Source organism: Sphingopyxis sp. GW821-FHT12C06 (assembly GCF_058807415.1).
On the sequence record NZ_JBXAQR010000003.1, the window covers coordinates 221,561 to 234,292 of the forward strand.

Consider the following 12,732-nt stretch of genomic DNA (forward strand, 5'->3'; position numbering starts at 1 on the left):
ACGGTGTGATGTCATCGTCCGCTTCCCCACAGCGTGGCGGGGCAATCAATATGTCCATCCTCATATATCACGCCCGGCGTGCAATCGGCCTTGAGGAAGATCGGGCCATCGAGATCGACGACCTCGCAAAATTGCCCGAGCAGCCATGCGGGCGCCATCGCGAGCGAAGTGCCGAGCATATTGCCGACCATCACCTCAAGCCCCAGCGATCGTGCGCGCCGGGCGAGGCGCAGCCCGTCGGTGAGGCCCCCGCATTTGTCGAGTTTGATATTGACGATGCCGTAGAGGCTGGCGAGCCGATCGAGGTCGGCGATCGTCTGGATGCTTTCGTCCGCCGCGAGTGCCATCGGCAGGTCGAAACCGGCGAGCGCGTCGTCGGCGCCGATCGCGAAGGGCTGTTCGACCAGCCGGACGTCGGCGGCGCGGAGGGCAGGGACCAAATGCCGCAATGTCGCGGGGGTCAGGCTGCGATTGGCGTCGACCGCCAGCCACACGTCGGGCCGCGCCGCGCGCACCGCGGCGATCCGGCTACCGTCCTCTGCGTCGCCGCACAGCTCGATCTTGATCGCCCGCGCCTGTGCATAGCCTGTAGCCTGAGCGGCCATCTTCTCGGGCGTGGCGCAGCCGATAGTGTAGGTTGTGAGAAGCGGTTCCGGCGGCGCCATGCCGAGCAGGCTCCATACCGGGGTCCCCATGCGCTGCGCTTGCAAATCCCATAGCGCGCAGTCGAAGGCGTTGCGCGCGCCGCCGGCGGGGAGGAGTTGGGCCAGCCGCGCGTGATCGACGCCTTGCGTTGCAGCGGGCCGCGCATCGGCCAGCATTTGCGCGATGATTGCAGGCGTGTCGCCCAGATAGAAAACCCCGGCCGCTTCGCCGCGACCGACACAGCCGTCGGCTTCGAGGTGAAGTACAACCGTCTCGATATGTTGGAAGACATGGTCGCTGATGCGGAAGGGTTCGTTCAGCGGAAGCCGTGCGATCTCTATCTCGATACGCGGCGCGCATGGTTCGAGTGCGGCGAGCGCAGTGGCGAGGTCGATCGCATCCAGCGCGGAGGGAGGGGCTTTGGTCATGCCCGATGGGCTACCGAAGCGCATTTTTTCTGTCTATGAATTTTAAAGATATAAAACTGTCACATCCATCGCATTGATCGAAGCGGGTTTTCGCGATGGGGTCAGGACATTTTCGGGCGCGGCGGCTGGTGCCCTGCATAGCCGGTGAAGGTCTGATGGAGGCGGGTCAGTTTTTCGAGTCGCTGTTCGACTCGCGTTCCGATCGCCTTGATGACGCTGTTCACCATCAGATTGACCGCACACACCAGCGCCACGGGCGAGCTCCAGAACAGCCCGGTCTGCGTTGGCACCGCCAGCACATGCGGGGTGAAGCGCCCGGCCCAGTCGCAGAACAGGTCGGTCAGGACGATCAGTGGAACGCCATGCTGGCTCGCCTGTTCGGCGATCAGATAGGATTGGCGCGAATAGCGGCGGATATCGATGACAACCAGGCAGCTATCCTCTTCGTCGCTCGCGAACACATCGGCATAATTGCCTGCGCTCAGGTCAACGAGCCGGACCCCGTCGCGCATGAATTGCAAATGATTGGCGAGCAGCATCGCGATGCCGCGCTCGGTCTGGAAACCCGCGATTTGGACGGTGCGCGATTTGGCGAGCAACTCGACCGCAGCAGCCCATTGCGGTGTCTCGGCGAGGCGATAGACCGCAAGGAGCGATTTTACCTCGCGCTGGATATTGCTTTCGCCTTCGTCCGATCCGTCGACGGATTCGACGAATTCCGCCAGGTCGTCGCCGATCAGCCAGGGGAAGCCTTCTTCGCTGCTGTCCTTGAGCTCGTTCTTCAACGCCTTGAAGTTGCGATAGCCCAGCTTGCGGGCAAAGCGACCGATGGTGATTTCGCTGACCCCGACCTTGTCGGCCAGCGACATTGCGGTTTCAAAGGCGAGGGTGGCGTAATGCGCCAGCATATAGGCGGCGACTGCGCGGTCGGCGGACGAATAATTGTCCAGGTCGGTTTGCAGTCGCTGCAACAGCGGGACATTGGGGATTGCGGGACGCTCGGCGCTGGATGCACCGGACAGTGGGGCCGCTCCATGCTGGCTGTCACTCATCCGAAGCTCTCCCATCTCAATTATGTTAGTTAACCCTTCAAAACTATCAATTGACAGAAATATAGCAACTCTATTTTAGTCGGGTGGATATCGGTCATCCGAACAACGAAGGGGGCCGCCAGATTTCAGAATTTGTTGAGGGGATATGCGATGAACAGGCTTGGGCGGAATGGGGGCTTCGGAAGCGCAATGCGGACGGGCCGCAGGCGCCATCTGGTGGTGGTGGGCGCGCTCGCGTTGCAAGCGGGGCTTTTGGCCGGACCCGCGCAAGCGCAAGAAGCCGAGCCCGCCGCAACTGCCGAAGGCGATACGATCGTCGTCAGCGGCCGTCGCTATCTCAGCGAGGATACGAGCGGCACCACTGGCCTGCCGCTGTCGCTGGAGAAAGTGCCCCAGTCGATCACGCTGATCAGCGAGGATTTTCTGGAAGCGACCGACGCCAAGACCTTGGGCGATGTCGCGCAATATACGCCGGGCGCCCTGTTCGACGGAAATCCGGGCGGGACATCTTCGATCATCAAGCTGCGCGGTTTCGCGGCAGGCAATGCGATCGACGGGTTGAATGTGGGGGCGCTCGACTATGAGCCCGATTTTGCGACGCTCGAGCGCCTTGAAATCGTCAAGGGGCCGACGTCGGTGGTGTATGGCGCGGCCAATCCGGGCGGCATCATCAATCAGGTGACCAAGAGTGCACGAGCGGGAACGCCGTCGCATATCGAACTGCTCGGCGGCTCTTGGGACCGCTGGCGTATCGAGGGTCAGCTTGCGGGCGCGTTGAACACTGCGGAGACAGTCCATGTCATCGGCATCGCCGTCCATGAAGAGGGCGGTAGTTTCATGGATCGGATCGGTTCGGCCAAGACGGTGCTTTATGCAGGCATCGACGCCGATCTGTCGTCCAACCTGACCGGTTATATCCATGGCGGGTATGAGCGCTATCGGCGGACCTCGTTCGATGGCATTCCGACCTTGCCCGACGGGTCACCTGCGCCGGTTGGCCGGTCCTTCTTCATTGGCTCCGGCGATTTCGAACTGGTGACGCCGGTGGTCCGGGTCAATGGCGGCCTCGACTGGGAGGCGTCGTCGGCGCTCTCGGTCAGCCTCAAGGTCAATTATCTCCGCTCGAACACGACGGGCGAAAGCGGTTTCGGATATGATCTGCAGCCGAACGGCGACTTCCTGATTGCGGTCAACAGGATCACCAAAAGTTCGACAGAGGCGTTCAGCGCCGGGCTGTCGGGCGTTTACAAGTTCGACGATCTCGGGCTCGCCGACAGCTTCATCACCGTCGCGGCCAATTATCAGGATTATGAGACGCAGCAGGCCGGTACGATCCCCGACATGTCGCAGGGCGATGTCGCCAACCTCTTCGATGGCGTCGACGCGATCGAAGCGCTCTTCAACAGCCGGACCTATCCGGGCTTCGACTATGGCCTGAACCGCCGGCTTCGTTATTTTACCCTGTCGACGCAGGCGAGCATCAAGGTGGCGGAGCCGCTGACCCTGCTTGGCGGCATTTCATGGGCCAAGCCCGATGTCAGCAAGCAGTCACGCACCGGCCCCTGGCAGGATTTCAGCGGCGACAGCCAGACCAGCCTGCGCCTCGCTGCAACGCTGGAGCCTGTGAAAGGGCTGAATTTCTATGCCTCCTATAGCGAATCCTTCCAGCCGCAGCTGTTCATCGATGCCGTCGGCGACGTCCTGCCGCCGCTTGCCGGCGAGCAATATGAGCTCGGGATCAAATATGTATCGCCCGACCGGCGGATTCTTTTGACCGCCGCGCTGTTCGACGTCCGACAGGCCAATCAGGCACGGTATGACCAGACCATCGACCTGATCGACCGCTATGCTCCGGTGGGCAAGGTCCGTCACCGCGGGTTCGAAGTGCAGGCGGTGGGCGAGATCACCAAGGGCTGGCAGGTCAATGCCGGGGTGGCTATTCTCGATCCGACGATCCGCGAGGATGATGATGCGACGATGATCGGCAAGACTTTGACGTTTTTGCCGAGGAGCACCGCGAGCATCTACACCAGCTATGAATTCGGCGGCGGCGCTTTCGTTGGCGGCGGTATCCGTTATGTCGGCTCGGTCAAGACTGACTTCGACCGCGCGACACGCGACATTGCGTCCTACACGCTGGTCGATGCGTCGGCGGGTTATGATTTCGAGCGCTTCCGCGTGCAGCTGAACGTCAAGAATCTCTTCGACAAGCATTATTTCGTGAACAATTATCAGACGCTGTTTTACGGCAATGTCGTCGGTGAACCGCGCAGCGTGACCGTCTCGCTGCGCGCGAACTTCTGACCATTCGTGGTAGGTCAGCTCAATGAAAAGCGCGCTGTCATGACGCGGCGGCGACCGATCCTCCTGCTGGCGGCGGCGCTGGCAGGGCTTCCCGCTGCGGCGCGGGCCGAGCCGGTCCATGACATCGTCTTCATCGGCGCGCGCGCGATCGATCCCGAAACCGGGCTCGATGCGATCCGCAACATCGCGGTCGACGGCGACCGGGTCGTTGCGGTGGTCGAGACACCGCTCAGGGGAAAGCGGACGATCGACGCGCGCGGTCTGGTCGCCGCGCCGGGCTTCATCGACCTGCATTCGCACGCAACTACCCTCGAAGCCGCGCGCTATCAGGTGAAGGACGGCGTGACGACCCGGCTCGAGCTGGAGATCGGCACTTGGCCAGTGTCGGCCTGGTACGAAAAAAAACAGGGGCATGAGCTTCTGAACTACGGGACAAGTGTGGGCCACACACCCGTGCGTTACTATGTGCAAAAGGGTGAGGGCGCGGCGGGGCTTGCGGCGCTTCGCGATCCGATGGAAAAATTCGGCGCGCCCGAGGCTGATCAGCCGATCTCCGACGCGGCCTCAGCGCGGTTGTCGCAATTGCTTGAACAAGGGGTAAGCGAGGGCGCGATCGGGATTGGCAGCGGCACCCAATATGCGGCGGGGATCAGCCACAAGGAGATGCTGGCCGTCACCCGCGCCGCCGCGAACACACAAAGCTGCCTCTTCACCCATATCCGTCATGGCAGCCTCGTCGAGCCCGACAGCACATTGGAAGCGGTGCAGGAAAATATCGCGAACGCCGCGATCACCGGTGCCTGCGTCCATATCGCGCATATCAACAGCATGGCGATGTCGGATGCGCCGATGATGGCGGGGCTGATCCGCGACGCGCATGCGCGCGGCGTCGATGTCTCGACCGAAACCTATCCATGGGGTGGATCGGTCGATGCGGTGCGCAGCCATTTCTTCGATCCCGGCTGGGAAAAACGCTGGGGCGTCGGCGTCGGCGACCTTCAGTCGCGCGTGACCGGCAAGCGGTTGACGCAGGCCGAATTCGACGCGCTGCGATTGGGTGCCGGCGACGACGGCGTGATCATGCATATGAACAGCGAGGCGACCATTGCAGCGCTGCTGGCCAACCCGACGGTCATCGTCGCGAGCGATGGCGGCCGGATCGAGGGTCCGAATGGCCATCCGCGCTCGGCGGGCAGCTTCGCCCGCGTGCTCGGCCACTATGTGCGCGAGACGAAGGCACTGAGCCTGAACGAGGCGATCCGCAAGATGACGCTGATGCCCGCGCGACGATTGCAGGGGTTTGTACCCGCGATGGCGCGCAAGGGGCGGCTCCAGTCCGGCGCCGATGCCGATATCGTGCTGTTCGATCCCGCGACGGTCGGCACGAACGCGACCTATGGCGACGCTGCGCGCATGTCGGACGGCTTTCACTATGTGATGGTCAATGGTGTGCTGGTCGTCGAAGGCGGGATGCTGGTCGAAGACGTGCGGCCCGGACGGCCGGTCATTTCGCGGGCCAAGCCATGAGCGATACGACCGACCTGCCGCAACCCTATCTGCTGTTCCTCGGCGATGCCGACGACACGACCTTTCTCAAGACCGGGCTTGGCCTGCGCGATTGGGCGCCGGATCTGTGCCTCGCCGAGCATAAGTGCGACGGCGCCGCGGCCACGCTCGGCCTGCCCGCGATGCATCCGCGTGAGGCCCATTCCGCCGGTGCGCGGGCGCTGGTCATTTCGGCGGCGTCGATCGGTGGTGCGATCCGCCCGGCATGGATTCCTTATCTGGTCGAGGCGCTCGAAGCTGGGCTCGATATCGTCAGCGGCGCACATGATCGGCTGGCGGACAACCCGCTCCTCAAAAGCGTTGCCGAAGCAAAGGGCCGCCGCCTGATCGACGTGCGGACACCCCCGCCGGAAATTCCGATCGCAACGGGACGGCGGCGGAGCGGCAAGCGCCTCCTGACGGTTGGCACCGACTGTGCGTTGGGGAAAAAATATACCGCGCTGGCGCTCGCCGACGCCTTTCGCGCGCGCGGCGTCGACGCCGATTTTCGCGCGACGGGGCAGACGGGGATTATGATTGCGGGATCGGGCATTCCGATCGACGCCGTCGTCAGCGATTTCGTTGCGGGCGCGGCCGAGGCGCTGAGTCCCGACGCCGAACCCGCGCATTGGGACGTGATTGAGGGGCAGGGTTCGCTCTTCCACCCTTCCTATGCCGGGGTCTCGCTCGGGCTGTTGCATGGGTCGCAGCCCGATGTGCTGATACTGTGCCACGCCCACGGGCGCCAGCGCATCGTCGGCCTGCCGGATTATCCGCTGCCGTCGATTGGCCGCGCGATTGAGGTGACGCTGGAGCAGGCGCGGCTCACCAACCCGCACGTGCGTTGTGCCGGGGTCTCGCTCAACACCGCTGGACTTTCAGTCGAAGAGGCGGCTGTTGCCGTCATCGCGTTGTCGCACGAGTGGGGCGTGCCGGTTGCCGATCCGATGCGGCCGGGGGTGGCGTTCGACCGGCTGGCGGACGCATGCCTCGCATGATCCGCCTGCTTCTCGCCCTGTCGCTAATGCTCGGGTTTGGCGCGGGAGCGGCTGCACAGGGCGGCATTACGCAATCGGCGCTCGACGATGTGCGGGCAATGGTCGAAGCGGCGCCAGCCGACATCGGCCTCGTCGTCGCGGTCACCGATCGCGACCGGATGCGGCTCGTCGCGACGCGCGGCTATGCCGATATCGCACGCAAGCAGCCGGTGACGCCCGACACACGCTTTGCGATCGGGTCGATATCCAAATCCTTCACCGCGATCGCCCTGATGCAAATGGCCGACGAGGGGCGCTTCGATCCCGACGCGCCGATCGCGCGCTATCTTCCCGATTTCCATCCACGCTCGAAATTCGCGCCGATCACCGGCCATGCGTTGCTGACGCACACCGCGGGGCTTCCCAATTATCTGGCGCATGTCGCCTCGATGCGCTTCCTGATCGCGGCGCTCGGCGATTTCGAACCACATTATGCTCCCGGCGCACATTTCTGGTACTCAAACACCGGCTATCAGCTGCTCGGCTATGCTGCCGAGGCGATCGAACACCGACCCTTCCCGCTGACCCTCCAGCAACGGGTGCTGGACCCGCTGGGCATGACGTCCACTGCGCCGCAGATCGACGACCGGCTGCGCGGCCGGATCGCAACGAGCTATGTGCGCACCCCCGATGGCGATTATGCCGAGGCGCCGTGGTTCGACTATCTGTCGGCTGATGGTGCGATCGTCTCGAACGCCGCCGACATGGGTGCCTATGCGCGCATGTTGCTTGCGCGCGGCAAGGCGCCGGGCGGACAATTGATTTCGGCACGCGCCTTCGACCGCTTCGCGACCGCAGTGCGCGGCGATTATGGTTATGGAGTCGATGTGCTGGACAGCGGCCGGGTGCTTGCGCACAGTGGATCGATCGCGGGGTTTCAGGCCTACCTGATCGCGTATCTCGATGAAGGCTTCGCGGTGACATTTCTTGGCAATGGTCCGCTCGACAAGGCGCTGCGCGAACGCATCGTCGCGCGACTGTCGAAAGCCAAGGCTGCAACGGCGACCGCATCACCGACCACCGCATGGCCCGACGCGGAAAGCTTTACCGGTCGCTTCGTCGCTGCCGACGGGCGTGAGCTGGTTTTCCGGACCGATCGCCCGGGCGGACTTGCGCTTGCGCAAGATGGTGCGTCTGCGCCGCTGGCGCGCTTGGGGAAGCAGAGTTGGGGGCTGTATCTTACGCCGAAGGGGCCGCGCGCTTTTCTCTTCTTCCGTGATGCGGCGGGCAAGGTGACCGACGTGTCGGAGGGGGCTTCGGGTTATGCAATGCCGGGCAGCGAGCATCCGCCAGCGGAAGCTCCCGCCGCCTATCGCGCACTTGTGGGGCGCTATGCTGCGCACGGCGAGGAGGGCCCGGGCGTCCGCATCTTCGTGCGTAGCGGCCAGCTGACGATGGCCTACGCCGACGCGAGTTCCGCAACATCGCTTATCGAGGAGGCGCCGCACCGCTTCCGTTTTGCCATGCCTGAACACGCACCTGAATGGCTCGCTTTCGACACGGTCATCGACGGGCAGGCGCAGCGCCTGACTTTCAGCGGTGTCCCGCTCTACCGGATCGACCTGCCATGAGGTTCGGGCTGCGGCTGGCCGGCCTTGCCTGCGCGATGTCGGTAGCGGCGCCTGCAAATGCGACGTCGGAGGACAGCGGCTTCGTCGCTTGGGCGCGTGCGAACGCGGTCGCGCTTCCCGCGTGCGATGGGTGGTCACAACCGGCGGTATCGAAGGTGCTGGCGAAGACCGTCGGCGATGCCCGCGTCGTCGCGCTCGGTGAGCCTGCGCACGGGATGCGCGAGCCACTGGCGCTGCGCAACTGCCTGTTCCGCTATCTGGTCGAGCAGCAGGGCTTCACCGCGATCGCGCTCGAAACCGGCCTGAACGAATCGCGCCAACTCCACGATTACACCGCAGGCGGCGCGGGCGATGCGCGCGATATTGCGCGGCGCGGTTTCACCTGGGGCTTCTGGCGCTATCCCGAGAATATCGCACTGCTCGACTGGATCCGAAGCTACAATACAGACTCTGCGCACAGCAGAAAAATCCGCCTCTACGGCATCGACATGAGCGGCGGCGACGCCAGCGGCGCATGGAAGAATGCGCGTACGACATTGGATGACAGTCTCGCCTTTTTGTCGAGGGCTGCGCCGCAGCAATCCGCACGCGCGATACGGCGTCTTCAGCCGTTCCTCGACCAGTTCAGCGTTCCCGGCTATATTGGGATGACGGTCAGCGGGCGGGCGAGGCTGCGATCGGAAATCGGCGGCCTGATCGCCTTTTTCGATCGGCATCGCGCGGCGTTGATCGCCGCATCATCGCAGACCGACTATGACTGGGCGCGTCAGAATGCTGTCGCGGCGCGCCAGCTCGAAGCCCTGTTTCAAGTGTCGGGATTGCCGAATGCGGACGGTGGCTTGTCGCCCGACGACTATAAGGCCGATGCGGCGCGCGATGCAGCGATGGCGGCCAATGTCGGCTGGGTTCTGGACCGCGAAGGGACGCATGGCCGGATCCTGGTCTTCGCGCACAACGGCCATGTCATGAACGCCCGCACCCGCGGCGGTATCTGGTCGGTTTATGCGCAGGCCCCCGCCGCGATGGGGGAGCATCTGCGTGCCGGGCTGGGCCAAAAGTTGTTGATCATGGCGAGTAGCGGCGGTGTGGTCACACGGGAATTGCCGGGCCAGGGGAAGCCCGCAAGCCTCGACGCCGCCTTGACCAAGATCGGTCTCGAACATTTTCTTCTCGACCTGAGGAGGGCGCGAAAGGATGCGCCGGCGGCGCAATGGCTGGCGCAGACCCAATCGCTGCGGGTCAATTTCGATACCGAAAATCTGGTCGCTCCGGCGACGGCTTTCGATGCGCTCGTCTATTATCATCGGTTGACGCCCGCGACCTAGGTCGATGCGATTGGCGCGAACAGGCTAGCGGATCACCTCCATCAGATTGCGTCCGTCCTCCCGCTCGGACACGCGGAAACAGGTGCCGGTGAAGCGTTCGATCAGGCGCGCCGCGGTGCGCGTGTGTTCGCTTAGCTTGACCGTCGTGAACGCCCCGTCATGCGCGAACGCCATCGGCAGCAGCAGCTGGTCCTGCAGATAGGGACCGGCAAAGGCGCCCGACGCGAGATAGCCCGCCATGCGCCTGGCCGCGGTCTGCGCCAGCCGTTCGGCGGGCACGCCGAGCTTGCCGAAGCCCGACATGACTTCGGTCACCTGATCGAATTCCGCCTCGATCAGCAGGGCGTTACCGGGCCCCTGTTCGGCCGGCAGCTGGCGCGCGACAAAGGCCTTGTCGGGCCAGTCGGCGAGGACCTTGCGCGCGGCCTTGAGTTCGCGGTCGGCGATGTCGAACGGGACGCCCGCAACGATCGCGGTCGCCGACACGCCGCGCGCTTCGCCGCGATCGATGCACAGGGTCGGGCGCAGCGGGGAGGGGGCAATATCGACCTCGATCCGCCCGCCACCGCGCGGGAAGAAACCGTGACGGACCAGCCGCGCCGATATGGTCGGCCCCATGCGGTTGATGATGGGGAGCAGCGAGCGCGCGAGAAACTCGAACGGCGGCGCCGCCATCGCATGGGTGCCGCCCTCGATCACGACGCGTGACGGTGCGTCCGCCAGCATCAGCGGAACGAGGATCGTCTGGAGGACAAGTCCGGTGCTGCCCGCGGTGCCGACCGCGAAGTGATAGTCGCCGGGCATGACCGTGCCGGGCCGGAAGCCGATGCGGGTCGATCCGACCGCGAGGCCCGTACATTCGGCGGCGCCGATGACACACGCGGCCTCGATCGCGGTGACATGCTGGCGCATGAGCCCCGGCTTTTCACGGCCGCCGCGAATATTCTCGATCGTGAAGGGCTCGCCGGTGAGCAGCGACAGTGCGCACGCATAGCGCAGCACCTGTCCGCCGCCTTCGCCTTCGGAGCCGTCGATGATGATCATGTTTCTGTAATCCAGTTCGTATGATGCGGGTCGGGGACAAATACCCGCGGCGTCCAGCAATCGGTGCGCAATGTGCCGACGTCGCTGCCGCATTGGCAAATCTGATTGGGACCGTCACAGCCATCGAGTCCACAACATCCGTTGAGCCGACGCGCATTGCGCGTTTGGCGCACGGCTTCAGTGAGATCGTCAGGATTCAGCCAATATTGCGGAACGAAATCGAGCAGGGCCGGCACATCGCTATAGGATCGCTCAATCGCTTCCCAGCTTTTGAACGCGATCCCACGCGGAGTGAGCGGCTTGCCCTCCTCATACTCTGGCGGAATGACGCCGGGCGCCTTGCCTGAAACGATACTCAGTGGGTGCGTCAATCGCGCCTCGCAGGCGGCACAGCACAATATCTGCTTCACGGAAAATCTCCGGTAATGGCGGCGTGAAGGGTTACCCCTTCACGCACACCACCTGCTTCAGCGTATGGACGATCTCGACGAGGTCGGCCTGCGCCGCCATCACCGCCTCGATCGGCTTGTATGCCTTGGGCGTCTCATCGATCACGCCCGCGTCCTTGCGACATTCGACGCCCGCGGTGTCGGCGATATGCTCGTCGAGCGTGACGAGCTTTTTCGCCGCGGTCCGGCTCATCACGCGGCCGGCGCCGTGGCTGCAGCTGTCGAAGCTTTCGGGATTGCCGAGCCCGCGCACGATGAACGATTTCGCGCCCATCGAGCCCGGAATGATCCCCAGCGTTCCCTTCGCCGCACGCACCGCGCCCTTGCGGGTGACCAGCACATTCTCGCCGAAGTGGTTCTCGCGCGTCACATAATTGTGATGGCAATTCACCGCTTCCATCTCGGCCTCGAAGGGCTTGGCGATCTGGCGCCGCAGCGCTGCGATCACATTGGCCATCATCATCCGCCGGTTGAGCGCGGCAAAGTCCTGCGCCCAACCAACCGCCTCGACATATTCGTCGAAATGGTCGGTCCCTTCGGGGAAATAGGCGAGGTCTTCATCGGGCAGGTTGATGAACCATTTGCGCATGTCCTTCTTCGCCAGTTCGATGAAATAGGTGCCGATCGCATTGCCGACCCCGCGCGACCCCGAATGGAGCATCACCCACACCCGCGCATCCTGATCGAGGCATAGCTCGATGAAATGATTGCCCGTGCCGAGCGTCCCCAGATGCGTGAGGTTGTTGGTGTTCTTGAGCCGCGGATGCTTGGCGACGATATGGCCGAAGCGCTCGGCGAGCGTCGCCCACGCGTCGACGATCGCCGGCGGCGGATCGCCCCACGAGCCATGGTCACGCCGGCCACGTCCGACCGAACGGCCATGCGGAACCGCCTGTTCGATCGCCGAACGAATACCTTCGAGCGTGTCGGGCAGGTCGTGCGCCAACAGCGATGTGCGCGCCGCCATCATGCCGCAGCCGATGTCGACCCCGACCGCCGCGGGAATCACCGCACCCTTGGTCGGGATCACCGAGCCTACCGTCGCGCCGATCCCGACATGGACGTCGGGCATCGCCGCGACATGCTTGAACACGAACGGCATTTGCGCCGCGCGCGCCAGCTGGGCGCGCGCGCCATCCTCGACCGGGACACCGCGGGTCCACATCTTGACCGGCTTGCCGCCGTCGACGTGCTGAACTTCGTAGGTCGTCTGGGTCATGGCTGACCTCCTTCTTGTTTTCATGGTGCCAGCAACCAGAGGTAGCGAGACAATTTTATGTGCCTGGAGGACTTTAGGGGCGGCCAGCCCATTCCGGCCGCCCCTTCGCTCCG

General features: G+C 64.0%; 10 protein-coding genes. 5 read left to right on the plus strand and 5 right to left on the minus strand.

Annotated elements, in window-relative coordinates; all coding sequences use genetic code 11:
• Window positions 1-11: 11 nt before the first annotated feature.
• Both AC1RRJ_RS10075 and AC1RRJ_RS10080 read right to left on the minus strand, forming a co-directional pair.
• A complete protein-coding gene (locus AC1RRJ_RS10075) occupies window positions 12-1,073 on the minus strand; it encodes a dipeptide epimerase (RefSeq protein WP_493122179.1) in 1,062 nt (353 codons plus the stop codon).
• 101 nt (window positions 1,074-1,174) lie between these two features.
• On the minus strand, window positions 1,175-2,125 hold the full coding sequence (locus tag AC1RRJ_RS10080; RefSeq protein WP_493122181.1) for a MurR/RpiR family transcriptional regulator: 951 nt from the start codon (window positions 2,123-2,125) through the stop codon (window positions 1,175-1,177).
• Between the two features lie 189 nt (window positions 2,126-2,314).
• Between AC1RRJ_RS10080 and AC1RRJ_RS10085 the strand changes: the two genes are divergently transcribed.
• From AC1RRJ_RS10085 to AC1RRJ_RS10105, 5 genes are all read left to right on the plus strand, one after another.
• Window positions 2,315-4,429, plus strand: coding sequence for a TonB-dependent siderophore receptor (locus AC1RRJ_RS10085; protein WP_493122183.1), 2,115 nt, complete (start codon window positions 2,315-2,317; stop codon window positions 4,427-4,429).
• Window positions 4,430-4,468: 39 nt separating this feature from the next.
• A complete protein-coding gene (locus AC1RRJ_RS10090) occupies window positions 4,469-5,956 on the plus strand; it encodes an amidohydrolase family protein (RefSeq protein ID WP_493122185.1) in 1,488 nt (495 codons plus the stop codon).
• Window positions 5,953-6,972 (plus strand): N-acetyltransferase DgcN family protein, encoded by a 1,020-nt coding sequence (locus AC1RRJ_RS10095; protein ID WP_493122187.1) that lies wholly within the window; start codon window positions 5,953-5,955, stop codon window positions 6,970-6,972. The genes AC1RRJ_RS10090 and AC1RRJ_RS10095 overlap by 4 nt, the downstream gene beginning before the upstream one ends.
• A gap of 98 nt (window positions 6,973-7,070) precedes the next feature.
• Window positions 7,071-8,582 (plus strand): serine hydrolase domain-containing protein, encoded by a 1,512-nt coding sequence (locus AC1RRJ_RS10100; protein ID WP_493123032.1) that lies wholly within the window; start codon window positions 7,071-7,073, stop codon window positions 8,580-8,582.
• Window positions 8,579-9,907 (plus strand): erythromycin esterase family protein, encoded by a 1,329-nt coding sequence (locus tag AC1RRJ_RS10105; protein WP_493122190.1) that lies wholly within the window; start codon window positions 8,579-8,581, stop codon window positions 9,905-9,907. Before AC1RRJ_RS10100 ends, AC1RRJ_RS10105 begins: the two co-directional genes overlap by 4 nt.
• A 24-nt stretch (window positions 9,908-9,931) precedes the next feature.
• Here AC1RRJ_RS10105 and rtcA read toward each other — a convergent pair whose 3' ends face one another.
• From rtcA to AC1RRJ_RS10120, 3 genes are read right to left on the minus strand one after another with little or no spacing between them, the layout of a single operon-like run.
• On the minus strand, window positions 9,932-10,951 hold the full coding sequence (gene rtcA / locus AC1RRJ_RS10110; protein ID WP_493122192.1) for an RNA 3'-terminal phosphate cyclase: 1,020 nt from the start codon (window positions 10,949-10,951) through the stop codon (window positions 9,932-9,934).
• Window positions 10,948-11,361: a hypothetical protein gene (locus AC1RRJ_RS10115; protein ID WP_493122193.1), complete on the minus strand. Its 414-nt coding sequence runs from the start codon at window positions 11,359-11,361 to the stop codon at window positions 10,948-10,950. Before AC1RRJ_RS10115 ends, rtcA begins: the two co-directional genes overlap by 4 nt.
• Window positions 11,362-11,392: 31 nt before the next feature.
• The gene (locus AC1RRJ_RS10120; RefSeq protein ID WP_493122195.1) at window positions 11,393-12,619 is read right to left on the minus strand and encodes an RtcB family protein; all 1,227 of its coding nucleotides are present in this window, start codon (window positions 12,617-12,619) and stop codon (window positions 11,393-11,395) included.
• Window positions 12,620-12,732 lie beyond the last annotated feature (113 nt).